At 56.1% G+C, this 26,392-nt stretch carries 24 protein-coding genes; 1 reads left to right on the top strand and 23 read right to left on the bottom strand.

Going from position 1 to position 26,392, the window contains the following annotated elements:
* Positions 1-65: 65 nt before the first annotated feature.
* From GS3922_RS04360 to mce, 3 genes are all read right to left on the bottom strand, one after another.
* A complete protein-coding gene (locus GS3922_RS04360; protein ID WP_063165351.1) occupies positions 66-1,190 on the bottom strand; it encodes a tripeptidase T in 1,125 nt (374 codons plus the stop codon).
* A gap of 260 nt (positions 1,191-1,450) precedes the next feature.
* Positions 1,451-3,001: an acyl-CoA carboxylase subunit beta gene (locus GS3922_RS04350; RefSeq protein WP_063165349.1), complete on the bottom strand. Its 1,551-nt coding sequence runs from the start codon at positions 2,999-3,001 to the stop codon at positions 1,451-1,453.
* Complete coding sequence (gene mce, locus GS3922_RS04345) at positions 2,998-3,420, bottom strand: methylmalonyl-CoA epimerase (protein WP_063165348.1); 423 nt, start codon at positions 3,418-3,420, stop codon at positions 2,998-3,000. The genes GS3922_RS04350 and mce overlap by 4 nt, the downstream gene beginning before the upstream one ends.
* 148 nt (positions 3,421-3,568) lie before the next feature.
* Here mce and prli42 point away from each other — a divergent pair, with 148 nt between their 5' ends.
* Positions 3,569-3,661, top strand: a complete 93-nt coding sequence (gene prli42, locus GS3922_RS17540; RefSeq protein WP_012820630.1) for a stressosome-associated protein Prli42 — start codon at positions 3,569-3,571, stop codon at positions 3,659-3,661.
* Positions 3,662-3,712: 51 nt separating this feature from the next.
* Here the strand turns inward: prli42 and GS3922_RS04340 are convergent, their stop codons facing one another.
* The 20 genes from GS3922_RS04340 to yqiS form a co-directional block, all read right to left on the bottom strand.
* Positions 3,713-4,219 carry a L,D-transpeptidase gene (locus tag GS3922_RS04340; RefSeq protein WP_063165347.1) on the bottom strand — a complete coding sequence of 169 codons (507 nt, stop codon included), beginning with the start codon at positions 4,217-4,219 and terminating at the stop codon, positions 3,713-3,715.
* Between the two features lie 83 nt (positions 4,220-4,302).
* On the bottom strand, positions 4,303-5,286 hold the full coding sequence (locus GS3922_RS04335; RefSeq protein ID WP_063167308.1) for an aromatic acid exporter family protein: 984 nt from the start codon (positions 5,284-5,286) through the stop codon (positions 4,303-4,305).
* 95 nt (positions 5,287-5,381) lie between these two features.
* Positions 5,382-5,771, bottom strand: coding sequence for a nucleotidyltransferase domain-containing protein (locus GS3922_RS18105; protein WP_225995615.1), 390 nt, complete (start codon positions 5,769-5,771; stop codon positions 5,382-5,384).
* 95 nt (positions 5,772-5,866) lie between these two features.
* Positions 5,867-6,613 (bottom strand): HIRAN domain-containing protein, encoded by a 747-nt coding sequence (locus GS3922_RS04325; RefSeq protein ID WP_063167307.1) that lies wholly within the window; start codon positions 6,611-6,613, stop codon positions 5,867-5,869.
* Positions 6,614-6,617: 4 nt separating this feature from the next.
* Positions 6,618-7,460 (bottom strand): HipA domain-containing protein, encoded by an 843-nt coding sequence (locus GS3922_RS04320; RefSeq protein WP_063165346.1) that lies wholly within the window; start codon positions 7,458-7,460, stop codon positions 6,618-6,620.
* A 175-nt stretch (positions 7,461-7,635) separates the two neighbouring features.
* Positions 7,636-8,073, bottom strand: coding sequence for a BrxA/BrxB family bacilliredoxin (locus GS3922_RS04315; RefSeq protein WP_063165345.1), 438 nt, complete (start codon positions 8,071-8,073; stop codon positions 7,636-7,638).
* A gap of 32 nt (positions 8,074-8,105) precedes the next feature.
* Positions 8,106-9,254, bottom strand: coding sequence for a methylmalonyl Co-A mutase-associated GTPase MeaB (gene meaB / locus GS3922_RS04310; protein WP_063165344.1), 1,149 nt, complete (start codon positions 9,252-9,254; stop codon positions 8,106-8,108).
* Positions 9,251-11,446, bottom strand: a complete 2,196-nt coding sequence (gene scpA / locus GS3922_RS04305; protein ID WP_063165343.1) for a methylmalonyl-CoA mutase — start codon at positions 11,444-11,446, stop codon at positions 9,251-9,253. The genes meaB and scpA overlap by 4 nt, the downstream gene beginning before the upstream one ends.
* Positions 11,430-13,478, bottom strand: coding sequence for a methylmalonyl-CoA mutase family protein (locus GS3922_RS04300; protein ID WP_063165342.1), 2,049 nt, complete (start codon positions 13,476-13,478; stop codon positions 11,430-11,432). The genes scpA and GS3922_RS04300 overlap by 17 nt, the downstream gene beginning before the upstream one ends.
* A gap of 735 nt (positions 13,479-14,213) precedes the next feature.
* A complete protein-coding gene (locus tag GS3922_RS04295) occupies positions 14,214-14,798 on the bottom strand; it encodes a Uma2 family endonuclease (RefSeq protein ID WP_063165341.1) in 585 nt (194 codons plus the stop codon).
* A 23-nt stretch (positions 14,799-14,821) separates the two neighbouring features.
* Complete coding sequence (locus GS3922_RS04290; RefSeq protein ID WP_063165340.1) at positions 14,822-16,273, bottom strand: sensor histidine kinase; 1,452 nt, start codon at positions 16,271-16,273, stop codon at positions 14,822-14,824.
* A 3-nt stretch (positions 16,274-16,276) separates the two neighbouring features.
* On the bottom strand, positions 16,277-16,951 hold the full coding sequence (locus tag GS3922_RS04285; RefSeq protein WP_063165339.1) for a response regulator transcription factor: 675 nt from the start codon (positions 16,949-16,951) through the stop codon (positions 16,277-16,279).
* Entirely contained in the window at positions 16,948-17,925 is a 978-nt protein-coding gene (locus GS3922_RS04280; RefSeq protein ID WP_063165338.1) for a YncE family protein, read from the bottom strand. The genes GS3922_RS04285 and GS3922_RS04280 overlap by 4 nt, the downstream gene beginning before the upstream one ends.
* Before the next feature lie 119 nt (positions 17,926-18,044).
* Positions 18,045-19,394 carry a dihydrolipoamide acetyltransferase family protein gene (locus GS3922_RS04275; RefSeq protein WP_063165337.1) on the bottom strand — a complete coding sequence of 450 codons (1,350 nt, stop codon included), beginning with the start codon at positions 19,392-19,394 and terminating at the stop codon, positions 18,045-18,047.
* Positions 19,395-19,545: 151 nt separating this feature from the next.
* Entirely contained in the window at positions 19,546-20,529 is a 984-nt protein-coding gene (locus GS3922_RS04270; protein WP_063165336.1) for an alpha-ketoacid dehydrogenase subunit beta, read from the bottom strand.
* A gap of 13 nt (positions 20,530-20,542) precedes the next feature.
* A complete protein-coding gene (locus tag GS3922_RS04265; protein WP_063165335.1) occupies positions 20,543-21,538 on the bottom strand; it encodes a thiamine pyrophosphate-dependent dehydrogenase E1 component subunit alpha in 996 nt (331 codons plus the stop codon).
* 85 nt (positions 21,539-21,623) lie between these two features.
* Positions 21,624-23,045, bottom strand: coding sequence for a dihydrolipoyl dehydrogenase (lpdA, locus tag GS3922_RS04260; protein ID WP_063165334.1), 1,422 nt, complete (start codon positions 23,043-23,045; stop codon positions 21,624-21,626).
* A gap of 30 nt (positions 23,046-23,075) precedes the next feature.
* A complete protein-coding gene (gene buk, locus GS3922_RS04255; RefSeq protein ID WP_063165333.1) occupies positions 23,076-24,188 on the bottom strand; it encodes a butyrate kinase in 1,113 nt (370 codons plus the stop codon).
* A gap of 55 nt (positions 24,189-24,243) precedes the next feature.
* On the bottom strand, positions 24,244-25,347 hold the full coding sequence (locus GS3922_RS04250) for a leucine dehydrogenase (protein WP_063165332.1): 1,104 nt from the start codon (positions 25,345-25,347) through the stop codon (positions 24,244-24,246).
* Between the two features lie 20 nt (positions 25,348-25,367).
* Positions 25,368-26,267: a phosphate butyryltransferase gene (yqiS, locus tag GS3922_RS04245; protein ID WP_063165331.1), complete on the bottom strand. Its 900-nt coding sequence runs from the start codon at positions 26,265-26,267 to the stop codon at positions 25,368-25,370.
* Positions 26,268-26,392 lie beyond the last annotated feature (125 nt).

The raw sequence follows: 26,392 nt of genomic DNA, 5'->3' as shown, positions 1-26,392 counted from the left end.
TTATCGGCATTTGGCGCTGAATGTTTACGGCAGCCAAAAGAAAAGAGCACCCGTTTGCGGGATGCTCACTCGGCATTGGCCACTTCTTCGACAATGGCGACGACCATTTCCGTCAGTTTCACCAGCTCTTCAATCGGCATCCGTTCGTTCGTTGTATGAATCTCTTCATAGCCGACAGCAAGATTGACGGTCGGAATACCGAAACCGGCAATGACGTTGGCATCGCTGCCGCCGCCGCTTTTCTCCAGCTTGCACGGCCGTCCGATGTTCGCCGCCGCCCGTTTGGCGACCTCGACGACATGGTCGCCGTCGCTGAACTTAAAGCCCGGGTACATCACTTCCACTTCGACATCGGCGCGCCCCCCCATTTCCGCGGCAACCGTTTCAAACGCCTCTTTCATTTTCGCCACTTGCGCTTCCATTTTTTCCGGAACGAGGGAACGGGCTTCCGCTAAAATATCAACGCGGTCGCAGACGATGTTCGTTTGCGTGCCGCCCTCAAAGCGGCCGATGTTCGCTGTCGTCTCCTCGTCGATGCGGCCGAGCGGCATTTTCGCGATCGCCTTCGCCGCAATCGTAATGGCAGACACTCCTTTTTCCGGCGCCACGCCGGCATGGGCGGTTTTGCCGTGCACAACGACTTTCAGCTTCGCCTGCGTCGGGGCGGCGACGACGATGTTGCCGACTTTGCCGTCGCTGTCCAAGGCATAGCCGTATTTCGCTTGAATGAGCGACGGGTCAAGCGCCTTCGCCCCGACAAGCCCCGACTCTTCGCCGACGGTGATGATAAACTGGATTACGCCATGCGGGATGTTTTGTTCTTTCAACACGCGAATCGCTTCCAACATGGCCGCCAAGCCCGCCTTGTCGTCCGCCCCTAAAATCGTCGTCCCGTCGGTGACGACATACCCATCGCGAATCGACGGCTTCACTCCTTTGCCCGGCACGACCGTATCCATATGCGACGTGAAGTAAATCGGGTCGATCCCGTCTTTCGTCGCCGCGAGCGTGCAAATCAAGTTGCCGGCGCCATGCCCTGTTTTCGCGGCGGCATCGTCTTCGATGACCTCAAGGCCGAGCGCTTCAAACTTTTGTTTCAGCACCTTGGCGATCTCACCTTCATGCTTCGTTTCCGAATCGATTTGCACAAGTTCCAAAAATTCGTCGACAAGACGCTGTTCATTCACCATCCGTTTCTTCCTCCTATGTATAGATTCCACTTCAAGTATACCGGAAGTTTCCACTCAACGCCAAACCGGACGCCGGAACGATCGGCACGCACAGCGCTGACAGCCGCGTTCGCAATGCGCGGGCGCGAGCTCCCGGGTTCGACAGACGAAAAAAATCCGTGAGCAATGGGAAGGCGCAGCAGCGGAATGAGCCTGATGGACGCCAATCCGTATGCGAAAATGGAGGCCAAGCAACAAAACGGGGCCCCTTGACCCCGTTTTTACAGCGGAATGTTGCCATGCTTTTTCTTCGGCCGCTCTTCATGCTTATGGCGAAGCATCTCGAGCGCCTGGATGAGCTTGATTCTCGTGTCGCGCGGGTCGATGACGTCATCGATCATCCCGTATTTGGCGGCGACGTACGGGTTGGCGAAGGTTTCCCGGTATTCTTCAATCTTTTGCGCCCGCGTCGCTTCCGGGTTCGGGCTGTTTTCGATTTCACTGGCGAAAATAATGTTCGCCGCCCCTTGAGGCCCCATGACGGCCACTTCGGCGTTCGGCCACGCATAGACGACATCGGCGCCGATCGATTTGCTGTTTAAGGCGACGTACGCGCCGCCGTACGCTTTCCGCAAAATGACCGTAATTTTCGGCACCGTTGCTTCCGAGTAGGCGTACAAAATTTTCGCCCCATGGCGGATGATGCCGCCGTGCTCCTGCTTGACGCCCGGGAAAAAGCCGGTGACGTCCTCAAACGTAATGATCGGGATGTTGAACGAATCGCAAAAGCGGATGAACCGCGCCGCTTTGTCGGACGAATCGATGTCAAGGCCGCCAGCCATAAACTTCGGCTGGTTGCACACAAGCCCCACCACTTCACCTTTGATGCGGGCAAAACCGACCACGATGTTTTTCGCAAAATCTTTTTGCACTTCCAGAAACGAACCGTCATCGACGACGTGGGCGATCACATGGCGCACATCGTACGGGCGAACGGCGTCAATCGGCACGACGTCGGCCAAATCGGGCCGGTAGTCGTCCCCGTCCGGAATCGGGCCAAACGGCGGCTTTTCGTGATTGTTTGACGGCAAATAGCCAAGCAGCCGCCGCACCTCGGCGAGCGCCTCCTTCTCATTCGCCGCCGCAAAATGGGCGTTGCCGCTGATCGTGTTGTGCACGCGGGCGCCGCCTAAATCTTCGGCGCTGATTTTCTCCCCGGTCACCGCTTCAATCACTTTCGGGCCAGTGATGAACATTTGGCTCGTTTTTTCGACCATGAACACAAAATCGGTGATAGCCGGCGAATAGACGGCCCCGCCGGCGCACGGCCCCATGATGACGGAAATTTGCGGAATGACGCCGGAGTAAATGGCGTTGCGGTAAAAAATGTGCCCGTACCCGTCCAGCGACAAGACCCCTTCTTGAATGCGGGCGCCGCCCGAATCATTCAAACCGATGATCGGCGCCCCGGTTTTCGCCGCCAAATCCATGATGTTCGTAATTTTTTTCGCGTGCATTTCCCCAAGGGCGCCGCCGAAAACGGTGAAATCTTGCGAAAACACAAACACCGTGCGGCCGTTGATTTTCCCGTAGCCGGTGACCACCCCATCGCCCGGCCCTTTTTTTTCGCCGAGACCAAAGTCGGTGCAGCGATGCTCGATGAACGGATTCAGTTCGACAAACGTTCCTTCGTCCAAAAGCAAGTCAATCCGCTCGCGCGCGGTCAGCTTCCCTTTCGCGTGCTGCTGTTCGATTTTCTCGTCGCCGCCGCCCAGTTCAATCTCACGTCGGCGGTCATATAATTCATTGATTTTATCGTACATGTCGCTCATTGATGTCCCTCCGTTTTCGGCCGTTCGCAAAGTTCATACAACACGCCGCCGGTCGATTTCGGATGCATGAACGCCACCCATGCCCCGCCGGCGCCGCGTTTTGGCGTTTCTTGAATCATACGGATGCCGTGCTCCTTCAACTCGCGGATGCGTTCGGTGATGTCATCGACGCCAAGTGCTACATGGTGGATCCCTTCGCCGCGCTTTTCGATGAATGTCGCGACCGCGCTCTCCGGCGACAGCGGCTCAAGCAGTTCAATTTTCGCTTCTCCCGCTTGCAAAAACGCCACTTTCACCTGCTCCGACCCGACTTCTTCGATGCCGAGAAACGGCAGCCCGAGCACATCCGTATAAAACGGAAGCGCTTTCTCGATCGAGCGGACGGCAATGCCGATATGATCGACTTTTTTTACGTGCATCGTTTCGTCCCCTTTGCTGCGAAATAATCGGAACCGTTATGTATATTCGCCGTTTCGACAAAAAATCCTTCTTTTTGTTTTTTCTTGTCCGCTCCGCTGCGTACGGTTACAATAAAAACAGAACGGCGGGCGGAAGGAGGAAAAACCGTTGTCGCGCAAAACGCAAAAATTCGTCGTTTACTTAATGCTCATTTGCATGCTGCTGACGACGCTCCTTGCCGGCATCAGCATGTGGTTTTAACCTCTCTTTAGCGAAAAAACGCAAGCTTCGAAACAGAAAGCTTGCGTTTCTTCATTGGAGGACGCCGTAGCGCTTGGCAATGGCGGAAAACGACTCGTTGCTGCGGAGAATGAGCACGCGGGCGCCGATCGGTACCCGTTCGTACAAATGCTCGACATCGCGGTTGTGCATGCGCACGCACCCTTGCGAAACGTAGCCGCCGATCGACGCTGGGTTGTTTGTCCCATGAACGCCGTAAATGCGCCCGTCCGTCCCGCGCGCATCAAAACCGATCCATCTCGTGCCAAGCGGATTGTTCGGCGCTCCGCCCGGAATGTCTTTTTTCCGATAGTACGGATTTTCCGCCTTCACCGTCACGGTAAACAGCCCTTCCGGCGTCAGTTCGGCATTCACCCCCGTCGCCACCGGATAAACGGCCTCAATGCGACCGTCGCGGACGAGCGCAAGTTTGTTGATCGCTTTGTTCACAATCACAAGCGGCTTTATCTCCGCCGCCGTCTGAAACGGCGCAACCAACAGCACACTAAGCAGCAGGCAGAGTGCTAACGATTTACGCATATCAAGTATCAAGCCCCCCACCATTTGCTGACGTTTAGCTTTAGTGTGCGCCGACAAAGACGGGGGTATGCACATCGCTTCGTTCAGCCAAGCGGCAACAAACGACGCCTTTTGTCTGGTTCATTTCCGGGCTGGAACCCACTTTTAATGATTAAATATTGCTCCAATTCGCGCACCAAATGAAACAGCGCCGCCCGCTCTTCAAACTGTTCGCGCGTCGTTGGCAGCGGCATTTCCTTAAATTCCTCGCGCATCGCCGAAAGACGCCGCAAAAACCGATCGGCTGTATTTCCCGGGTGAATGGCATCGCTTAGTTCGTCGATAAAATCAGCGATCATCATCCGCTGCTCAACCGTGTACGTCAGCGACGTCACAAGCGGAAGCATATGCTCGATGATTTCCAGCTGCCGCTCGCGCATCCGGAAGTAGCGGACGTACTCGTCTTCGTTCCGCCATAGCTGGTTGTCGGCGTGGCGCATCGCGAGCGTTTTCGCCTGCTCAAGTATCGTCGCCGCCAGCGGCAGCTCCTTCCCATCCCAATCGAGCTCATTCGTGCGCAAATAGCGCACGATTTCTTTTAAAATGATGCGAAACAAATCCTCGACAATGCGCTGGTACTCTTTAAGCTGCTTCTCGGCGCTCGGCATGTACATGTTGACGATGAGCGCCACCCCGATGCCGACAGCGACCAACAGCAGCTCATTGACGACCCATTCCCATGTGATCTCCTTGGCCGCATACAAATGCAAAATGATCACCGAACTGGTCGCAATGCCTTCGTTGACTTTCAGCCGAACCGTCACCGGAATAAACACTAACAGCAGCAGCCCGATCGTCCACGGATGGTAGCCGAAGACGGCAAAAAACAACGCCGCAAACCCGATCGCGACAACGCACGCCGCCAAACGGGCTCGCGCGGTCTCCAGCGACCGCTTTTTCGTCACTTGAACGCACAAAATGACGATAATGCCGGCAGAAGCGAAGTTGTGAAGGCCGATCAACTGAGCGATGGCGATCGCCAGCGCCGCCCCGACCGCCGTTTTCAACGTCCGATAGCCGATTTTCATCGCGCCGTCTCCTTTGCCAATGTTTGCCGACTTCATTGTACCGATGACGGCGCTTTCGATGCAAGGAAAAACGAGCCACCTCAGCTCACGCGCCCTCAATCGCCAAGCCCCTGCCCCACCGCCGCGGAAGGGCAAAAAAAGACGGCTGTCCGCTCAGGCGGGACAAACCGATCTAGACAAAAAAAAGTACAGTGAACAGCCGTTCCATCCATCGTCTTCTGCCCGCACTCGATTGCCCGACCAATCGCTTCGTCAACGCGGCGAAAACAGTGCGGGGCATGAGTAAACGCCGACGATCTCGTCAATCTCCTCGTTGATTTTCCCCTTTTGTTTGCCGGTATAATCAATGCACAAATCAATGGCGGAGTTGCGGCGGCCGTGCCGCGCGCCCGCGAGCCGAACAAAACGGCTTTTTGAATGTCCTCTTCACCGGCGAAATACGCCATCAGCCGTTCAAACACGGTCAGGCTCATTCCATCGGTCACGGTCGATTATTTCTTTTTTGATATATTTCAGCCTCGCTTCGATTTTGTGGATGTATTCATTCTGAAAAAACCATTTCAAAAACAGCGAGAACAACCTAAGTCACTTGTAACGCTACTTGATGCAACATATCAAGACCTTGCGTCTGACAAGACATGGGAAGTACGCCGTAGACATTTATATTTACTTTACGCTGAGGAAAAGCTTTAACATGAATTGATTCAATTCTCGCCGTATAACATCCGTTGTTTTGAATAAGGTTAAACATGAACTCGCTATAGAAAGCAGGAATATATCCTAGCTTACACCCCTTATCTGTTAACACTTCTACCGCTTTAGCATCCCGCCTATTCTCCGGCTCTAACCGAAAATGCACTTTATCTCCCACTTTAAGATCTTGAATCACTTGATCTCCCTCGTAATACCTCCAACCGGCGACATAAAAATCAAAATCGAAATGATTTCCCAATACATAAATTGGTGCTACAAATTCATAAGAATCTGTCGCAAGTTTACCACCCGTTGCTCGTAACAAATCCATATCTGTACAATCATGTGGCAAACCATATGTGCGCAAAATTTCCAAAAAATCCGGGCGACGTCGGTCAGGCAAACGTCGCTCAAACGGTCCAAATAATCTGTCTGAAACATATTTTCTTTCCATATCCCGAAAGGCTAAATGGGGCTTATAACCGTTTTCCAGCGCCTCGAATAATCCTCTTCTTTTCCTGCTGTGTTCGTAATAAAATACATACTTTGTTCCATCATGCACTAAATTTCCAACATGATATCGCTGACGAGTACATTCATTTTGCCAAATTAACCATAGTACAAAAGGGCGCACCACCTTATCTCACCTCCATATACCAATTTAAAAGCCATTCCTTTCGCTGCTGTAGTAATTTTGATACCCATTCTTTGTAAATTTTACTCATGATGTTGTCTGAAATGCCATCGAAAACAGTTATGATTTCTTGTATATTTATTTGACTAATACGCTCAATTTCCCTCTTCACTTCCTTTGGATATAATTCATAAATGAAACTTAGTAATTCTTTATATTTAGGCTTCCTTTTGTGCGGAAGTCCGATTAAAGAGAAGCTCCGATTTGTAAAAGCATCAAACATTCTTTGATCTTGAAACATTTTTAGAATGCGTTCTTCCTTCAATTGATACCCTAGCGACGCTCCATTATCATATATAGGTGCAAGCTTGTAACCATTGTGGTGAACAATAACCCCCCAGTTATCACAGTGACGATCTTGATTTGCAATTAATGCGTCAAATATAGGAATTTGGACAAACTCTTTTTCAAGGTGAAATTCAGACAACACCTTTATTATATTAAGAAAATGATAATGTTTTAGATTGTAGCGATCAAAGTCTTCCGCAATTGTAAAGAATAAATCACCGCCTTCATAAAACTCTGCATCATCAAAAACAAAATTTCTTGACAAAACCCCTACTATTCCATCGTAAACGGCTAAATCGGCCTCCATCATATTTAACCCTATCCTTTGACCAATTTTTGATGCGACAACCTCCGCCCACGCTTCTCCGGTATTTCCCTTAGGAATTTTAAATAAATACCGATGGGTATTATCTGGATGGATCAACCAGAACTTCTCTCTTGTACCAGAGGCTTGCCGCTCTTCATCTTTTGTCCAATCGCTAACATCACATAATCCCATAATAATGATCCTTTTTTCTAGTTTTTAAAAAATTGATCACAAAAAAACCCCATTTTAAAGTTATTATACCATATGCATTGCTATTTGCCTTTATCCAAGTCTTCATATACATGATCACAAACAATCATGACGATGAAAAACCCCCGACGCCTTTTTTGGCTTCGGGGGTTTGTATTCACACTTCCTCACAATATTCGTCAAACAGCGCCTGCAGCTTTTGCACGACCGCCACCGGCTCGTGCCCTTCGATGTCGTGGCGGTGGAGCATGGCGCACAATTTCCCGTCTTTTAGCAGAGCGAACGACGGCGAGGACGGCGGCTCGCCGACAAAGTATTCGCGCGCGCGGGCCGTTGCTTCTTTGTCTTGGCCGGCAAAGACGGTCACTAAATGATCCGGACGCTTGTCGTAGTGAACGGCGTGGGCCGCTGCCGGGCGAGCGATGCCGCCGGCGCAGCCGCACACGGAGTTGATGAGAACAAGCGTTGTGCCCGGACGGCGAAACGCGGCGTCGACGTCTTCCGGCGTGCGCAGCTCTTCAAATCCGGCTTCGACTGCTTCACGGCGGGATTGTTCTACAAAATCATTGTACAGTGGAAATTGAAATTGGAACATCATGACACCTCCTTCGCTTTCCCTTTATCATATCATAGTTCACTGTCTCGCTTCCGCTCATACGCCTCGATCAGCTCTTTGACGGCGGCGGTGACCGGCTTGGCGCCGGAAATGACGCTGTTTTCGAGCATCGGGAGCTTTTCTTTCACGACCGGGTCGGCGAAAAAGCGCGTTTCAATATATTCTTTGATCATGGCGTGCATCCAGTCTTTTTGTTGCTGGCGGCGGCGATCGAAAAAGACGCCGGATCGCTTCGTCGTCTCGACGAACGTTTGGATGACGCGCCACATGTCGGCGATTCCTTCGCCCAGCAGCGCCGAGCACGTGTACGCTTTCGTCTCCCAGCCAGGCGTGGCCGGGCGAAGGTAATGGAGAAACTGGTTGTATTCTTTTTGCGCCGCTTTCGCTTTTTCTTTATTATCACCGTCCGCCTTGTTGATGACGATGGCGTCCACAAGCTCCATGATGCCGCGCTTCATCCCTTGCAGCTCGTCGCCGGCGCCGGTTAACGCCAGCAGGAGGAAAAAGTCGACCATCCCGCGGACGACAAACTCGCTTTGCCCGACGCCGACCGTCTCGACGAGGATGATGTCATAGCCGGCCGCTTCGCACAGCATCATCGTCTCGCGCGTTTTCCGGTGCACGCCGCCAAGCGCCCCGCCCGATGGCGACGGACGGATGAACGCAAGCGGATGTCGGGCGAGCGTCTCCATCCGCGTTTTGTCGCCGAGGATGCTGCCGCCGGTCAACGAGCTCGTCGGGTCGACGGCCAAGACGGCGACCCGGTGCCCTTGTTCGCACAAAAACGTCCCGAACGCTTCAATGAACGTGCTTTTCCCCGCCCCCGGCACCCCGGTGATGCCGATGCGGATCGAGCGGCCGACGTGCGGAAGGAGGGCATGAAGCACGTGCTGAGCAAGATCGATATGACGAGCCGCATTGCTTTCAACCAACGTAATCGCCTGCGCCAACATCGTGCGGTCGCCGGCGAGCACCCCTTGGACGTACTCGTCCACCGACCGCTCTTTCCGCCTCACGATCCGCTTTGGCGCCGGCGGGCGTTCGGCGTGCACGTAGGATGACGCGCTCTCGCCGTCCGCCCATTCCGGGCGGCGCGGCGGCCCATCTGAAGCCGCGCTCTGGGCGCTTGTCTGTTCCCATCGTTTCTCTTCGCCGTTCATTCGCTCACGTCCTCATAGCCGAGCCGGGCGTAAATTTCATCGAGCACTTTGTCCGCCGCTTCCGGGATGACCGTGCCTGGCCCAAAGACGGCGGCGGCGCCGTGTTCATACAGGAACGCGTAATCTTGCGGCGGGATGACGCCGCCGACGATGACTAAAATATCGTCGCGGCCGAGTTTTTCGAGCTCGGACACAAGCTGCGGCACGAGCGTCTTATGGCCGCCGGCGAGCGAGCTGATGCCGACGGCGTGCACGTCGTTTTCGACCGCCTGGCGCGCCGTTTCTTCCGGCGTCTGGAAGAGCGGGCCGATATCGACGTCAAACCCTAAATCGGCAAACGCGGTCGCGATCACTTTCGCCCCGCGGTCATGGCCGTCCTGCCCCATTTTCGCAATCAAGATGCGCGGACGGCGCCCTTCGAGTTCGGCGAATTGCTCCACCCGTCGCTTCACCCGTTCGAGCTGCGCTTCGTTTTTGTATTCCGAACTGTAGACGCCGCTGATCGAGCGGATGGCGGCGCGATGGCGCTTCGCCACTTTTTCAATGGCGTACGAAATTTCCCCAAGGGTGGCCCGGACGCGCGCGGCCTGGACGGCGAGCTCAAGCAAGTTCCCTTCGCCCGTTTCCGCCGCTTTCGTAATCGCCTCTAGCGCCGCTTCGACCTGCTCGTTGTCGCGGGTCGCCTTCAGCTCGTTCAGCCGCTCAATTTGCCGCTTTCGCACAGCGGTGTTGTCCACTTCCAAAATGTCAATCGGCTCTTCTTTTTCCGGACGGTATTTGTTCACGCCGATGATCGTTTCCGCCCCTGAATCGATGCGCGCTTGGCGGCGGGCCGCCGCTTCTTCGATGCGCATTTTCGGAATGCCGGTTTCGATCGCTTTTGCCATCCCGCCTAAGCTTTCGATTTCTTCAATATGCGCCCACGCCCGCTTCATCAGTTCGTTCGTCAACGTCTCGACGTAATACGAACCGGCCCACGGATCGATCGTGCGGCAAATGCCCGTTTCTTCCTGCAAGTACAGCTGCGTATTGCGGGCGATGCGCGCCGAAAAATCGGTCGGCAAGGCAATCGCCTCATCGAGCGCGTTCGTATGGAGCGACTGCGTATGCCCCATCGCCGCCGCGTGCGCTTCAATGAGCGTGCGCACGACGTTGTTGAACGGATCTTGCTCGGTCAAGCTCCAGCCTGACGTTTGCGAATGGGTCCGTAATGCGAGCGATTTCGGATTTTTCGGGTTGAACGTTTTCATCATTTTCGCCCACATGAGACGCGCCGCCCGCATTTTCGCCACTTCCATAAAGTAGTTCATGCCGATCGCCCAGAAAAACGACAGCCTCGGGGCGAACGAATCGATGTCAATGCCCGCTTTCAAGCCGGTGCGCACGTACTCAAGCCCGTCCGCGAGCGTATACGCCAGCTCCAAATCAGCCGGCGCCCCGGCTTCTTGCATATGGTAGCCGGAAATGCTGATGCTGTTGAATTTCGGCATGTATTTGGCCGTATAAGCGAAAATGTCGGCGATGATGCGCATCGACATCTCCGGCGGGTAAATGTACGTGTTGCGCACCATATATTCTTTCAAAATATCGTTTTGGATCGTGCCCGACAATTTGTCTTGCGTCACCCCTTGCTCTTCGGCGGTGACGATGTAAAACGCCATGATCGGGAGCACCGCCCCGTTCATCGTCATCGACACCGACATTTGGTCGAGCGGAATGCCGTCAAACAAAATTTTCATATCGAGCACCGAATCGATGGCGACCCCTGCTTTGCCGACGTCACCGACGACGCGCGGATGGTCGGAGTCATAGCCGCGGTGCGTCGCCAAGTCAAAGGCGACCGACAGCCCTTTTTGCCCCATCGCCAAGTTGCGCCGGTAAAACGCGTTGCTTTCCTCCGCCGTCGAAAAACCGGCGTATTGGCGGATCGTCCACGGCCGCACGACATACATCGTCGGGTACGGCCCGCGCAAGTACGGCGGCAGCCCGGGCAAGTAATCGAGAAAATCGAGCCCATCGATGTCATTTTTTGTATAAAGCGGCTTCACGGCAATGTGTTCGTTCGTCTGAAACAACAGCTCACCGATCGACGCTTGCACGCGCCGCTCCACCGCGTCTCTCCACTGTTTCTCCTCCACATCAGCCGCTGCCGCGGAAAGCGTCATCTTGGTAAAATCAACGTCCTTCGCCATCCAACGCCACCCCTCTTTCCGTGAAAAACGCCACGATCACATCGTACGCGTTCGAACCGAGATGGATCGCCCCGTCCACGCCCGCATCCGCGTACGTGTTCTCGAGCTCTTCCGGCGGTTTTCCGGCGACATACAGCTTCGCGTTCGGCTTGGCTTGCTTGAACGCCTCGGCCAACGCCGGAACGAACCCCGGGTAGTCGTCATCCGCGCCGCACACGATATAATGCGTCCCATTCGTGTTCCGCACCCATTCGATCGCTTCCTCGACCGAGGCAAAGCCATCGCTTCGCTCAGCCGCCACCCCGCCGGCCGCAAACAGCCCGGCGATGAAATCGGCGCGCGCCTGATGGCGGACAAGCGGCCCGAGATTGATCAAGTGAACGGAAAGCCGGCTTCCCGTGCGCTCCGCATGCTCCTCGGCCGCCTTCCGCAGCCGTTCAAACGGCTCAGCCAAACGCCGTGTGTGAATCGGCGCGATGGCCGCCACCTCGTTCCCATCGACCAGCGCCGCGGCCATTTCCCGAGCGGTTGCTCGACGGCGGGCCGCACGAATCATCGTTTCCATCCACTTTCCGCCGACAAGCGTGCGGCGAATGTCGGCCGCCCGCTGTTCATCCAACGGCAGCACCATGTTCACTGCGGTTTGCTTCGGCTTTTCGATCGGCGTTTCCTCCAAATTGGCGTACACGTTCGTGCCGACGATTTTTTCTTTCCGCTGTTTGACGCGCTCGAGCCGCCGCTTGGCAACCGCCCCCACTTCCGACTGCACGAAGCCGTCCTGAAGCGCTTGTTTCATGCCGCCTTTTTCCTCGACTTGCTGAAACAGCTTCCACGCTGCTTCGGCAAGGTTCGCCGTCAATGTCTCCACATAATACGAGCCGCCCGCCGGATCGATGACTTGAGAGAGATGCGCCTCTTCAAGCAAAATGAGCTGCGTGTTGCGGGCGATGCGCCGCGAAAACGCATCAGCGAGCCCGATCGCTTCGTCAAACGGCGACACGTGCACGCCATCGGCGCCGCCGACAACGGCCGCAAACGCTTCCGCTCCGGCGCGAAGCATGTTCACATACGGGTCGTACACCGTTTTTGTAAAGGGCGACGTGCGCACATGCAGTTCGATGCGCCGTGATGATTCGCTGCCGCCAAACGCTTCGATCACTTGCGCAAACAACCGCCGCGCCGCCCGCAGCTTGGCGATTTCCATGAAAAAGTCGGCTCCGACCGCCAGCGACACTTGCATCCTTGTCGCGATGTCATCAATCGTCAAGCCCCGATCCAGCCCGGCGCGGATGTACTCGACGGCCGACGCCAACGAAAACGCGAGCTCCTGCACGGCGTTCGCCCCGCCGTTATGGTACGGCTCGCCGCGCACGAAAATCGTGCGAACGGCCGGCATTTGTTCCATCGCCCACTTCGTCACTTCCGCCATTTCATCAGCCAGCCGCTCAAGCGAACACGGGAGCGTCCCCTGTTCCGCCCAGGCGCCGAGCGGATCCATGCCAATGGCGCCGCGCACGCTCGAGAGCAAGACGCCTCGTTCCTTGAAATAAGCGGCCAAAAGCGCCAAAAACGGAAGCGACCGCGCCCCGGCGTCCACACGGAGCGAGTAGCGGTGAAGCGGCACGCCATCCAACATCGCGGCCACATCCTCCACCGACTCGACGGCAAACGGCAGCCGCCCGAGAGCGAAATGGATTTCCGTCTGTCCCCGCGCTAAGTCATGCTTCACCGCCTCGTTCCAGTCGGACGGGCTTGCCGCCGAAATCTCTTGGCTCACCTTCCACGGCTCGCCCCGATACCCTTCCGGCCGCGCCCCGCGCACGTAATGACCAAAGCCCGGATACTGCTCCAGCGGGCCGAGCGCCTCTACATCGCGGCGCGTATAAAGCGGTTTCACCGCTATGTTTTCGTACGTCATCGTCACCAACCGCTCGAGCGGCTTGCCTTTCAGCGACCGTTCCGCTTCTTGCTCCCACTCCTCCATCGGCGGAGCCGGAAACGCCGCTTCCTTCATCTTCGCGACATCGCTCATTCCCCATCCCCCTTTGCGTCTTTCTGCCAAAAAGAAACCGCTTTCGTTTTTTCGCCTGAAAACGAGCCGCACCCGATGGCGCCTCACGCCAACCGAATGAAGCCGCGCTTTGGTGGGAAAAAACGGGTTCTATGTTTATTGTAGTACATCGACCGCGTTTGGGCAATGAACAAAACACCTTGTTTCTGGCTGTTGGCAAAGGAGAGCTGCGCACCAAACCGCGACGGTGCGCTTTTGTTTCCGACTACATGATTCAACCGAAGAGTCGTTCCCTGAACGTTCCCCATCAACCGGCAATGCCGCGTTCGTTGCGCTAGGCCGTCGAATGAATGCGACGATTAGCGCTATCAAAATCAAGCAGCGTTTGTTCCGCGTTCGTTGCGTTAAGCCGTCCAATGAATGCGACATCGGCTGGTGAAACCTAGAAGGCTGGTGATTTAATCTTGGATCCAGCTTTGCAATGTCATTTCTCAACTAGAAAAACCTTGGTGCATCGGTCCTGCCTTTCACGTGTTCTCCCATTGATGAAGGAACTCAGCCGTTTTTCACCGGCCTTCTAGGAGACTGGTGATTTCGTGCAAAATGCTACTGATTCCATCCATTTCTCAATTAGAGAAACTTTGCAGAACCAGCTTTCTTTTTTGAATGAAAATGCCGCCGATTGGTGTGCGACAGCGGTTTTTCACTAGCCTTCTAGGCAACATCACCGCCTAGCGGAAAGGTCAACCCGTTTGTTCATTGGAAAATGTTTCGCAAATCGATGAACAAATCCTCCCATCCATGAACGGGAACGGTGTCATCGCGGCTGTACACTCCGCGAAGTTCGAACTTCCCTGTTTTCTCACGCAAATACACTTCCACGACTTGATTCGCCGGGTCAACGATCCAATATTCCTTCACCCCAGCCCGCTCGTACGCGATCCGTTTGTCCATCCGGTCGATTTTGGCCGTAGCGGGAGACAAGATCTCGATGACCAAATCTGGAGCACCGACAATGCGGTTTTTTTGAATTTTGTTTTTGTCACAGATGACCACAAGATCGGGACATACCCAATTTCGGACGTTTTCATCCATCCATCCCTTGCGATGATCTTCAAAAAGGTACACGTCGATCGGGGCGGCCAACACGCGACAATCCTTTCCTCTGAAATACATCCCGAATTCGACCGAAAGCTGGAGCGAAATCGATTGGTGTTCCGGTGTTGGCGACGGCGCCATGCTGATGATATTCCCGTCCAACACCTCACACCGTTTTCCTTCCGGCCATGTCGCATACTCTTTGTAGGTCATCGGGGCCTGTTCCTTTTCCCTTGAACCCATTTCCTCCACCTGCCTCCGAATTTTTATATTGATGATACACCATCCGTTCCTTTGTCTTGAACGTATGTTTCTTCCCCTTCCCTAACGAGCGGCAGGCGGACAGATACCGTCGTCCCGCGGCCAAGGTCGCTGTCGAACTGAATGGCGCCGCCATGAAGGGCGACGATTTGCTTGACGATGGCCAGCCCTAAGCCGGTGCCGCCTTCTTTGCGAGTGCGGGCGCGGTCGACGCGGAAAAAGCGCTGGCCGAGAAGCGGGAGCTGGTCTTTCGGGATGCCTTTTCCCGTGTCTTCGATCACGAGTTCTCCTTCTGCTTCCGACGGGCGGGAAAGCCGCACCGTCACCGCGCCGCCTTCCGGAGTGTAGCGGATGGCGTTGTCAAGCAAGTTGCGCATGACTTGTTCGAGCCGATCGGCGTCGCCGTTGACGATGACGTCATAGTCCAAATCGCATGACAGTTTGATCCGCTTTTGCGCGGCGATCGGTTCGTACATGGCGATGACATCTTCGATCACTTGGGCGAACGCCACCGGCGCGCGCTCGAGCGGCACGCTTTGCCCTTCAAGGCGCGCCAAATCGAGCAAGTCGCCAACAAGCCGCTCCATCCGTTCCGTTTCGCGGTGGATGAGGCGAAGGTACGCCTTTTCTTCTTCTTTCGTTTTCGCAAGGCCAGCCAGGAGCGCTTCGCTGTACCCTTTCATATAGCTGAGCGGCGTGCGCAATTCATGCGAAACGTTCGCTAAAAACTCGCGCTTTTGCTCGTCTTCTTTGGCAATGGCGTCGGCCATTTGGTTGAACGCCTTCGCCAGGCGGCCGATTTCATCATCACTCCGCACGGGGATGCCCGCTTCGTAGCGCCCTTCCGCCATGCGCTCAGCAGCCCGTTCCATCGCCTGCAACGGTTCGACCAGTTGCCGCACCATCCGTCGGCCGACAACCAAAAGCGCGGCGGCGAATACGGCGGCCAACGGCCAAAACGCGGCGGCTGCCCGTTTGGTTGCTGCTTGGACGTCGGCGAGCGGCATATACAAATAAATCGCTCCCATAAGCCGCTTGTCATCAAGAAGCGGAACGGCGACCGCCATCACGCGGCGGCCAAACCGCTTTTCGTAGCCGGTTTTGACAACCGGCTTCCCGGCTAGCAGCGTTTCCCGGTCGCGGCCGCTGACTAACGCGTCATAGTGGACCGGAAACGGAAAGCAGGCGCTCAGTTCGCGCGGGTTGTCGATCAATAGGATGGTGGCCGTCGATTTTTCGTCATACCATTCGATTTGCTGGCGGAATTCCCGAGCGATCGCCCCGCCCCGATAGTCGCGGGCGAGGTTCGTCCCTTCCGCGATCAACGTCCGCTCGACTTCTTTCATGTACACCGTTCGGTAAAAATAATTGAGAAGGCCAAAGGAAAACGCCAGCGTCACCACGACCGCGGCGCCGATCGCCAGCCATACTTTTTGTCCTAAGCGGAGCCGTTTCATTTCTCATCCCTCAAATTTGTAGCCGATGCCCCAGACGGTTTGAATGTGGCGGCCGGCGTCTTTCATCTTCATGCGCAATGTTTTCACATGAGTGTCAACGGTGCGGGCGTTTCCGGTGTAATCATACCCCCACACATGGACGAGCAAGTCGTCGCGGCTGAACGCTTGCCCGCGGTGTTTCGCCAAAAACAGCAACAGCTCAAACTCTTTCAACGTCAGTTTCACTGGTTCGCCGCCAACGGTCACGGTTCGTCCTTTTTCGTTGATAACGAGGTCGCCAAACTGCAACCGCCCATCGTTCTCGCGCCCGCGCTGCACCCGGCGCAGCACCGCCTCGAGGCGGGCGATGAGCTCTCCCGGGCTGAACGGTTTGACGATGTAATCGTCGCCGCCTAGCTTGAATCCTTTCACTTTATCCCATTCTTCGCCGAGCGCAGTCAAAAACAACACCGGCACGTCCGACTGCTCGCGGATGCGGGCGCAGACGGCGAATCCGTCCTGTTTGGGCATCATGACGTCCAATAGCACGGCATCGACCGAATGTTGGGAAAGCAGCGCCAGCGCCTCCTCCCCGTCTTCCGCTTCCAAGCAGCGAAAGCCGGCGTTTTCTAAATACATGCTGACCAACAGACGCATTTCTTCTTCATCATCGACGATCAAAACGGTTCGTTCGCTCATGTTCGTCCCTCCCGAATGAGCAGCTGCAGCGGGCCGTCGCCCGTCTTCCAGCGGGCGAGCGGCCGCAGCGTCCCTTCATCGACCACGATCATTTCATCGCTGTCATAGCTCGCGATATACAAACGGCCTCCTGCCGCTTCCATGGCAAACGGGTTGGCGCCGACAGAGACAGAGTCAAGCCGCTTCCCGCTTGGCAAAACCCGATAAACCGTATTCGAGCCATGGCTTAGCACAAACACGCCGCGATCTGTTTCAACAAAATCGACCGGCATGACCGGCGCGGCGATCGTCCGAAGCAAGCGGCCGTCTTGCAGCGAGTAAACATGAATATTCGTTTCCACACGGCTTCCGCTGCCGTGCCCGCCGACCCACAGCTCCCCTTGCTTCTCGCGCACCACTCCGCCTAAGGCAAACTTCGGCACGGCAAACGAACGGATGACGCGGCGGCGGTCCACATCGATGACCCTCGCCCGTTCGTCTTGAAAATCGATCACATACAACCTCGTTCCAGCGCGATTGACAAGCAGTGTCATCGGAGAGCGTCCGACCGAAAGGCGGGCGATCTCTTCCCCGTCCCGGCTCACAACGCGCACCGCGTGATGTTCGCTGTCGCCAAAAAACCACGTGCGGCCATCCGGGGATGGAGCAGCACTCACAATGCCGCTCCCCGTTTTCCACTCAGCCAGCGGCTTCCCGGTCGCGAGGTCGTACCGGTAAACGCCGTCAAGATCCCGCCCGTACAAAAGCAGCGTCCGGCCGTCCGCGCTCAACGCCCCGCCTTGAAACGGTTCGTTGATGTTCCAACGGGCGATCTTGCCGCCATTTTTCGCGTTCAAAAAGGTGACCGTTTCCCCTTTGACATCGAGGCTGATGACAACGGAAAGCGAATCAGCCACCGGGGGAAACGACGGATGGGCACAGCCGCTTAGCAGAAAGAAGCAACCTAACAGCATCCACACGCTCGCTCGTTTCATCTCGTTTTTCTCCTCCGCACGTTCGTTTCTGCCCTCATTATACCTCACATTTGTGAAAGAAGTTTGAAATCACGCCATGCAAAAACCCCCACCGCCAACCGATGGCGATGGGGGAAGCGTTAATAAATCGGCGTGTTGTCTTTGTTCATGTTTTCCAAAATCGCTTTGACGCGGGCGAGGAAGCGGCCGCAAATGAGGCCGTCCAAGACGCGGTGGTCAAGCGACAAGCATAAGTTGACCATGTCGCGGATGGCGATCATGCCGTTTTTCACGACCGGACGTTTGACGATCGTTTCCACTTGCAAAATGGCCGCTTGCGGGTAGTTGATAATGCCCATCGACTGCACGGAGCCGAACGCGCCGGTGTTGTTGACGGTGAACGTACCGCCTTGCATGTCTTCCGGACGAAGTTTGCCGGCGCGCGTTTTCGCCGCCAGTTCGGCGATTTCGCGGGCGATGCCTTTGATCGTTTTTTCGTCGGCGTGCTTGATGACCGGAACGAACAAAGCGTCATCGGTCGCGACGGCGATCGAGATGTTGATGTCTTTGCGCTGAATGATTTTATCGCCGGCCCAAACAGAGTTCAGCTGCGGGAATTCTTTCAGCGCTTGGGCGACCGCTTTGACGAAGAAGGCGAAATACGTCAAATTGAAGCCTTCACGCCGCTTGAACTCGTCTTTGATGGCATCGCGGTAGGCGACAAGGTCGGTGACGTCGACTTCGACCATCGTCCACGCGTGCGGCGCTTCGTGTTTGCTGCGGAGCATGTTGGCGGCGATCGCTTTGCGCACCGGGGTGACCGGAATTTCGATGTCGCCCGCTCCCGCTTCGATCGTTGGCGGCGCTGGCTTCGGCGGCGCTGTCACTGGTGCGGTTTGTGCGGCCGCGGCAGACGGTTGAACGGTTGCGGCGGCCGGAGTCGGCTGTTCCGCTCGCGGCTCGGCTTTTGGCGCCGCTTGTTCCGCCGCCGGTGCCGCTCCCGCTTTCGGAATTTGGCCGGACTCAATCAGCTTCAGCAAATCTTTGCGCGTCACCCGCCCGCCAAGGCCGGTGCCTTCGACTTGTTCGAGATCAATGCCGTGTTCTTGCGCCAAGCGGAGCACGGCCGGCGAATAGCGGCCGTTGTTGGCCCGGCCGGCCTTTTTCGGCGCCGCTGGCTTCGCGTTGTCTTCCGCTTTCGGCGCTTCCTCCGCCGGCTTCGCTTCCGAGCTTGGTGCGGCGACTTCGCCTTCGACTTCGATCGTGCAAATCGGCGCGCCGACCGGAAGCGTTTCTCCTTCGTTGGCGATCAATTCGCGAATGACGCCGGCAAACGACGACGGAATTTCCGCGCTCACTTTATCGGTGATCACTTCGGCGACCGGATCGTATTTGTTCACTTTGTCGCCCGGGGAAACGAGCCATTTGCTGATCGTGCCTTCGGTGACGCTCTCCCCGAGCTGAGGCATCGTCAATTGTTCGATGGCCACATCGATACCCTCCTATCTCTGTTGCAATGTCTTTGCCGTGACGTCCCCAGCCGCCTACGGTTGGCTTCGGGCCATTTTAGCGGGATGCACCTTGGCCGACATCCCGCGCTTTCCCGCTGCCGAAGGGCCGGAGACGCCTTTTGTTCGTCTGTTAAAACGCCGCCAGTTCACGCATCGCTTTTTCTACTTTTTCCGGGTTGACCATAAAGAACTTTTCCATCGTCGGCGCGTACGGCATCGCCGGAACGTCCGGGCCAGCGAGGCGCATAATCGGCGCATCGAGGTCAAACAGGCAATGTTCCGCAATAATGGCGGCGACTTCGCTCATGACGCTTCCTTCTTTGTTGTCTTCGGTAATGAGCAGCACTTTTCCGGTTTTGCTCGCCGCTTCGATGATCGCTTCTTTATCGAGCGGATAGACGGTGCGCAAATCGAGCAAATGGACGGAAATGCCGTCTTGGGCGACGCGTTCGGCCGTCTGCAAGGCGAAATGGACGCACAGCCCGTACGTGATGACGGTGATGTCCTCGCCTTCGCGCTTGACGTCCGCCTTGCCGATCGGCAGCACATAATCATCCTCCGGCACTTCCCCTTTAATGAGGCGGTAGGCGCGTTTATGCTCGAAAAAGAGTACCGGATCTTCGTCGCGAATGGCCGCTTTGAGCAGCCCTTTCACATCGTACGGCGTCGACGGCATGACGATTTTCAGCCCCGGCTGATTGGCAAAAATCGCTTCCACCGACTGCGAGTGGTACAGGGCGCCATGCACCCCGCCGCCGTACGGGGCGCGGATGACAATCGGGCAGTTCCAGTCGTTGTTCGAGCGGTAGCGGATGCGCGCCGCTTCAGAAATAATTTGGTTGACCGCCGGCATGATAAAATCGGCAAACTGAATTTCGGCAATCGGACGCAGGCCGTACATCGCCGCACCGATGCCAACGCCGACGATCGCCGATTCGGCGAGCGGCGTGTCGATAACGCGCTCTTCGCCGAACTGCTCGTACAATCCTTGCGTCGCTTTGAACACCCCGCCTTTCCGGCCGACGTCTTCCCCTAATACAAACACGCGCGGGTCGCGTTCCATTTCTTCACGAATCGCCATCGTCACGGCATCAATATACGAAATCACAGGCATCGTCCATTCCCCCTTACTCCTCGGCATACACGTAGCGAAGCGCATGTTCCGGCTCGGCGTACGGCGCTTTTTCTGCGTAGTCGGTCGCTTCGTTTACTTGTTTCATCACGCGCGCTTGAATGTCTTCTTCCAACGCATCCGTTAAGATACCCGTTTCTTTTAAATAGTTGGCAAACGAGACGATCGGGTCTTTGGCGCGCGCTTCGGCAAGCTCTTCTTCCGTCCGGTAGACGCGGTGGTCGTCGTCCGATGAGTGCGACGTCAGGCGGTATGTCACCGCTTCGACGAGCGTCGGCCCTTCGCCGCGGCGGGCGCGGTCGGCCGCTTCCTTGACGACGCGGTACACTTCGAGCGGATCGGTGCCGTCAACCGTATAGCCCGGCATGCCGTAGCCAACGGCACGGTCCGATACGTTTTCGCACGCCAATTGTTTGGAAATGGGCACGGAAATGGCGTACTTGTTGTTTTCGCACATAAAGATGACCGGGAGTTTATGAACGCCGGCAAAGTTCGCCCCTTCATGGAAATCGCCTTGGTTCGACGATCCTTCGCCGAACGTGACGAAGGCGACAAAATCTTTCTTTTCCATTTTCGCCGCCAAGGCAAAGCCGACGGCGTGCGGCACTTGCGTTGTGACAGGCGAGGAGCCGGTGACGATCCGGTTTTTCTTTTGCCCGAAATGGCCTGGCATTTGCCGGCCGCCGGAGTTCGGGTCTTCCGCTTTGGCAAACGCGGCCAGCATCAATTCCGTCGGCGTCATGCCGAACGTCAACACGACGCCCATATCGCGATAGTACGGCAGGACGTAATCTTTCGTCCGGTCAAGAGCGAACGCCGCGCCGACTTGCGCCGCTTCCTGCCCTTGGCACGAGATGACGAACGGAATTTTCCCGGCGCGGTTTAACAGCCACATCCGCTCATCGAGTTTGCGGGCGAGAAGCATCGTTTCGTACATTTGCAACACAGTGTCATCGCTTAATCCGAGCGCTTGATGACGATTTTGCGCCATCGGAACAACCTCCTTTAATGAAAAATGCATTGCAGCTTGTCATGTAAGCTGCTTGTTGCCAATCTTTCACTCTCACGCGGTGAGATTAAAAGTGAATCGCCCGGCCATCGACGGCCAGCGCCGCTTCCGCCAAGGCTTCTGAAAGCGTCGGGTGCGGATGGATCGCATGGGCCACTTCCCACGGGGCGGCGTCGAGCACGCGGGCGAGCCCGGCTTCGGAAATCAAATCGGTCACGTGCGGTCCGACCATATGGACGCCAAGCAAGTCGTCGGTGTTCCGGTCGGCGACGAATTTGACAAACCCTTCCGCTTCGCCGAACACCAGCGCCTTGCCGATCGCTTTAAACGGAAACTTGCCGACTTTGACGTCATAGCCTTTCGCTTTCGCTTCTTGCTCGGTTAAGCCGACCGCCGCCGCTTCCGGACGGGTGTAAATGCAGCGCGGCACCATCGTATAGTCAATCGGCGCCGGGATGTGCCCGGCTAAATGTTCAATGGCGACGATCCCTTCATGGGCGGCGACATGGGCGAGCTGCAAGCCGCCGATGACATCGCCGATCGCGTAAATGTGCGATTCTTTCGTTTGGCCGAACACGTTCGTTTGAATATACCCCTTCTCCACGACAATGTCGGTGTTTTCCAGGCCGATTCCTTCAATGTTTGCCTGACGCCCAACGGAAACAAGCATCTTGTCAGCCGCAAACGTTTTTCGCTCGCCGCTATGTTCCGCCTGGATGGTCACTCCGTTTCCTTTTTCCAATGTTTCCGGCAGCACTTTTGCCCCGGTGATGATCGTAACGCCGCGGCGGCGGAGCAGTTTTTCCATTTCTTTTGACACATCTTCATCTTCCGTCGGCAAAATGCGGTCCGCATATTCTAACACCGTGACGTCAACACCAAAATCATTCAGCATCGACGCCCATTCCATGCCGATCACCCCGCCGCCGACGATCAAGATGGACGACGGGAGTGTCTCCATTTGCAGCGCTTCGTCTGATGTCATCACGAATTCCCCGTCCGGCTCGAGCCCCGGCAATGTGCGCGGCCGCGAACCGGTGGCGATGACGACAAATTTTGGGACGAGCATTTCGTTTTCGCTGCCGTCGTTCATTTCCACCGACACCGTCCCAGCGAGCGGCGAGAAAATGGATGGGCCGAGCAGGCGGCCGGTGCCGGCGTATACATCGATTTTCCCTTTTTTCATCAGATGCTGCACACCTTTGTGGAGCTGCTCAACAATCGCCGCCTTGCGCGCCTGCACTTTGGCGAAATCGAGGCGCACGTCGCCGGCAATGACGCCAAACGCCTCACTTTGTTTCGTTTGCGCGTACACTTCGGCGCTCCGGAGCAGCGCTTTCGATGGAATGCAGCCGGCGTGCAGGCACGTGCCGCCGAGCTTCCCTTTTTCGACGACCGCCGTTTTCAAGCCGAGCTGCGACGCGCGAATGGCTGCCACATAGCCGCCTGTGCCGCCGCCAAGAATGACGACATCGTATTCCTTTGCCATCTTGCCTTCCCCTTTCTGTCCGTTGCCGCATCAACGCCGGACTGAAACCGGCGCAGCCGCTTCACCTAGATATGTTTTTTCCTCTTCCTCGCCGCGCAAGACGCGAAGCGCGCCTTCCGCCAACGCCTGCAGTTCATTTTCGCCCGGGTGGACGATGACATCGGCAATCCATTGGACGCGGCGGGTGATTTGTTCGACGAACGATTTGCCGTACGCCAGGCCGCCGGTTAAAATGATGGCGTCGACTTTGCCGGAAAGCACGGCGCTTGCCGCGCCGATTTCTTTCGCCACTTGGTATGCCATCGCCTCATACACGAGTTTCGCCTGTTCGTTCCCGGCTTCAATCATTTTTTCCACTTTTACCGCATCGTTCGTGCCAAGATGCCCGACAAGACCGCCGCGGCCGACAAGCATGTTCATGATCTCATCACGGTAGTATTCACCTGAAAAACATAAAGCGACCAAATCGCCGGCCGGCACCGTTCCGGCGCGCTCCGGGCTGAACGGGCCTTCGCCGTCAAGGCCGTTATTGACATCGACGACCCGCCCCCGCTTGTGGGCGCCGACGGTAATGCCGCCGCCCATATGGGCGACGATGAAATTCAACTCGTCATACCGCTTGCCAAGCTGCCGAGCGACGCGGCGCGCGACCGCTTTTTGGTTCAACGCATGGAAAATGCTGCGCCGCTCGATCAGCGGAAACCCGCTAATCCGAGCGATCGGCTCAAGCTCATCGACGACGACCGGGTCGACAATAAACGCCGGGATATTTAACGCTGAAGCGATTTCATGCGCCAAAATGCCGCCGAGGTTGGAGGCGTGCTGGCCGGAGTAGCCGCGGCGCAAATCGTCAAGCATCGCCTCATTGACCCGGTACGTTCCGCCTTCGATCGGGCGGAGAAGCCCCCCGCGGCCGCAGACGGCGCTTAGCTTCGATAAGTTGATTCCTTCCTCATCTAAAGCGGCTAAAATCGTCTGTTTGCGAAATTCATATTGGTCGATAATCGTCGCGTATTGCCGCAGCACATCCGCATCATGGCGGATCGTTTTTTCCAACAGTGGCCGTTCATTTTCAAACACGCCAATTTTCGTCGAGGTCGAACCTGGATTGATCGTTAAAATACGGAACTTCTGCTCTTGCATCGTTGTCGTCCCTCCGTATGCCGCCAGCGGGGCGGAGGACCGCCCCTGGCCGCCGTTAACGGCCGCGGCGGCGGCTTAAAATATGATGACCGTTTTGCAAAAATTGGCTGCGCGCCTTGCGCATCGTTTCGATCCGCTCTTCCGCCATCCGATCGGCCGCAACGTACGTCGGAATGTTGTCGCGCTTGGCGATCGCAAACACTTTTTCAATGTTATCGTAAATTTGCTCGACTTTTTTCATCGCCCGTTCACGGTTGTAGCCGTACAATTCATCAGCGACATTGATGACGCCGCCAGCGTTGATTACGTAATCCGGGGCATACACGATGCCCATTTCGTGAATGATATCGCCATGCCGCGCCTCGCGCAGCTGGTTGTTCGCCGAGCCGGCGATCACTTTCGCTTTCAGCTGCGGGATCGTCTGGTCATTGATGATGCCGCCGAGCGCGCACGGGGCAAAAATGTCGCACTCAACGCCGTAAATGTCGTTCGGGTCGACCGCTTTCGCGCCAAATTCCTCGACCGCGCGGGCCACCGCTTCTTTGTTAATGTCGGTGACTACAAGCTTAGCTCCTTCTTCATGCAAATGGCGGCATAAATGGTAAGCGACATTGCCGACGCCTTGGACGGCGATGACTTTTCCTTCGAGCGAGTCGCTGCCGAACGCTTCTTTCGCCGCCGCCTTCATCCCGCGGTAGACACCGTAGGCTGTCATCGGCGACGGGTTGCCGGACGAGCCGAACTCCGGGGAAATGCCGGTCACATAGTCGGTCTCTTGGTAAATGATATCCATATCAGCAACCGTCGTCCCGACGTCCTCGGCCGTGATATAGCGGCCGTTCAATCCTTGGATGAAGCGGCCGAAGGCGCGGAACATCGCCTCGTTTTTATCTTTGCGCGGGTCGCCGATGATGACCGTTTTGCCTCCGCCTAAGTTGAGGCCAGCCGCCGCGTTTTTATACGTCATGCCGCGGGCGAGGCGCAACGCGTCTTCGAGCGCTTCTTCTTCCGAATTGTACATCCACATGCGCGTGCCGCCCAACGCCGGGCCGAGCGTTGTATCATGAATGGCGATGATCGCCTTTAAGCCCGATTCTTTGTCTTGACAAAACAACACTTGTTCGTAATCATACGTTTCCATATATTTAAACAGTTCCATCTTCGATGGCCTCCTTCTTTTCATTTCGCTGCCGAACAGATCGCAAGGGCGAGCGAATACAATTTGCTTTCCGCCGAGTCGGCGCGCGATGTTAAAACGATGGGCGCCTTCGCTCCGGCAATGACCGCGCCAACGCGAGCGTTCGCAAAATAGACGAGCGATTTGTACAACATATTGCCGGATTCAATGTCGGGAACGAGCAAAATATCAGCGCAACCGGCGACTTCACTCTCAATCCGCTTATGCTTCGCCGCCGTCATGGACACGGCGTTGTCCAAGGCAAGCGGCCCATCAAGCAGGCAGCCGCTGATTTGGCCCCGCTTTTGCATTATGGCGAGCGCGGCGGCATCAAGTGTTGCCGGCATGGCCGGATTGACTGTTTCCACTGCCGCCAAGGCCGCCACTTTCGGCTGCTCAATGCCGATCGACCGCGCCACGCTGACGGCGTTATTCACAATTTGCACTTTTTGTTCCAAATCGGGCGCGATGTTCATCGCCGCATCCGTCACGATGATGGGCCGATCCGCCCCCGGCACGTCAAAGACGGCGACATGGGAAAGAACTCTCCCGGCGCGCAGCCCGTACTCTTTATTGAGCACCGCCTTTAAGAGCGTCGCGGTCGACACATGCCCTTTCATCAGCGCGTCAGCCTCGTTCAAGTGAACGGCGCGCACGGCGAGCTCCGCTGCCTGCCCGACCGAGTTCGCATGAACGATCTCAACATCGGAAAAGCGCGTGCAGCCCTTTTCTTTCAGCAATCGGCCGACCCGCTCGCGATCCCCGTACAGCACGAACCGTCCGAGGCGATGTTTGAGTGCCATCGCCACTGCCTCGATGACTTCTTCGTCTTCCGCCGCCGCCACTGCCACCGTCCGGCCCTGGCATTGGCTTGCCTCTTCGATTAGCGATTTTAGCTTCATCGTCTGCACCAACCTTTTCTGCAAATCGTGCGGCACTTTTTATACGCAAAAACTGTGCCAACCATAAAATGATGAAAGCGCTTTAAAACAGCCGTTGGATACGGGCAAGATTGTGCAATCTTTTT

The sequence above is a fragment of the Geobacillus subterraneus genome, assembly GCF_001618685.1.
GTDB lineage: Bacteria > Bacillota > Bacilli > Bacillales > Anoxybacillaceae > Geobacillus > Geobacillus subterraneus.
The sequence above is the reverse complement of the archived record's forward strand: the minus strand, read 5'-3'. Positions and strand labels throughout refer to the sequence as shown.

Coding starts and splice junctions, on each gene's coding strand:
- GS3922_RS04360 (WP_063165351.1), bottom strand. CDS start 1,190: ATGGTGAATGAACAGCGTCTTGTCGACGAATTTTTGGAACTTGTGCAA.
- GS3922_RS04350 (WP_063165349.1), bottom strand. CDS start 3,001: ATGAGCGACATGTACGATAAAATCAATGAATTATATGACCGCCGACGT.
- mce (WP_063165348.1), bottom strand. CDS start 3,420: ATGCACGTAAAAAAAGTCGATCATATCGGCATTGCCGTCCGCTCGATC.
- GS3922_RS04340 (WP_063165347.1), bottom strand. CDS start 4,219: ATGCGTAAATCGTTAGCACTCTGCCTGCTGCTTAGTGTGCTGTTGGTT.
- GS3922_RS04335 (WP_063167308.1), bottom strand. CDS start 5,286: ATGAAAATCGGCTATCGGACGTTGAAAACGGCGGTCGGGGCGGCGCTG.
- GS3922_RS04320 (WP_063165346.1), bottom strand. CDS start 7,460: ATGGGATTATGTGATGTTAGCGATTGGACAAAAGATGAAGAGCGGCAA.
- GS3922_RS04315 (WP_063165345.1), bottom strand. CDS start 8,073: ATGTTCCAATTTCAATTTCCACTGTACAATGATTTTGTAGAACAATCC.
- meaB (WP_063165344.1), bottom strand. CDS start 9,254: ATGAACGGCGAAGAGAAACGATGGGAACAGACAAGCGCCCAGAGCGCG.
- scpA (WP_063165343.1), bottom strand. CDS start 11,446: ATGGCGAAGGACGTTGATTTTACCAAGATGACGCTTTCCGCGGCAGCG.
- GS3922_RS04300 (WP_063165342.1), bottom strand. CDS start 13,478: ATGAGCGATGTCGCGAAGATGAAGGAAGCGGCGTTTCCGGCTCCGCCG.
- GS3922_RS04295 (WP_063165341.1), bottom strand. CDS start 14,798: ATGGGTTCAAGGGAAAAGGAACAGGCCCCGATGACCTACAAAGAGTAT.
- GS3922_RS04290 (WP_063165340.1), bottom strand. CDS start 16,273: ATGAAACGGCTCCGCTTAGGACAAAAAGTATGGCTGGCGATCGGCGCC.
- GS3922_RS04285 (WP_063165339.1), bottom strand. CDS start 16,951: ATGAGCGAACGAACCGTTTTGATCGTCGATGATGAAGAAGAAATGCGT.
- GS3922_RS04280 (WP_063165338.1), bottom strand. CDS start 17,925: ATGAAACGAGCGAGCGTGTGGATGCTGTTAGGTTGCTTCTTTCTGCTA.
- GS3922_RS04270 (WP_063165336.1), bottom strand. CDS start 20,529: ATGCCTGTGATTTCGTATATTGATGCCGTGACGATGGCGATTCGTGAA.
- GS3922_RS04265 (WP_063165335.1), bottom strand. CDS start 21,538: ATGGCGCAAAATCGTCATCAAGCGCTCGGATTAAGCGATGACACTGTG.
- lpdA (WP_063165334.1), bottom strand. CDS start 23,045: ATGGCAAAGGAATACGATGTCGTCATTCTTGGCGGCGGCACAGGCGGC.
- buk (WP_063165333.1), bottom strand. CDS start 24,188: ATGCAAGAGCAGAAGTTCCGTATTTTAACGATCAATCCAGGTTCGACC.
- GS3922_RS04250 (WP_063165332.1), bottom strand. CDS start 25,347: ATGGAACTGTTTAAATATATGGAAACGTATGATTACGAACAAGTGTTG.
- yqiS (WP_063165331.1), bottom strand. CDS start 26,267: ATGAAGCTAAAATCGCTAATCGAAGAGGCAAGCCAATGCCAGGGCCGG.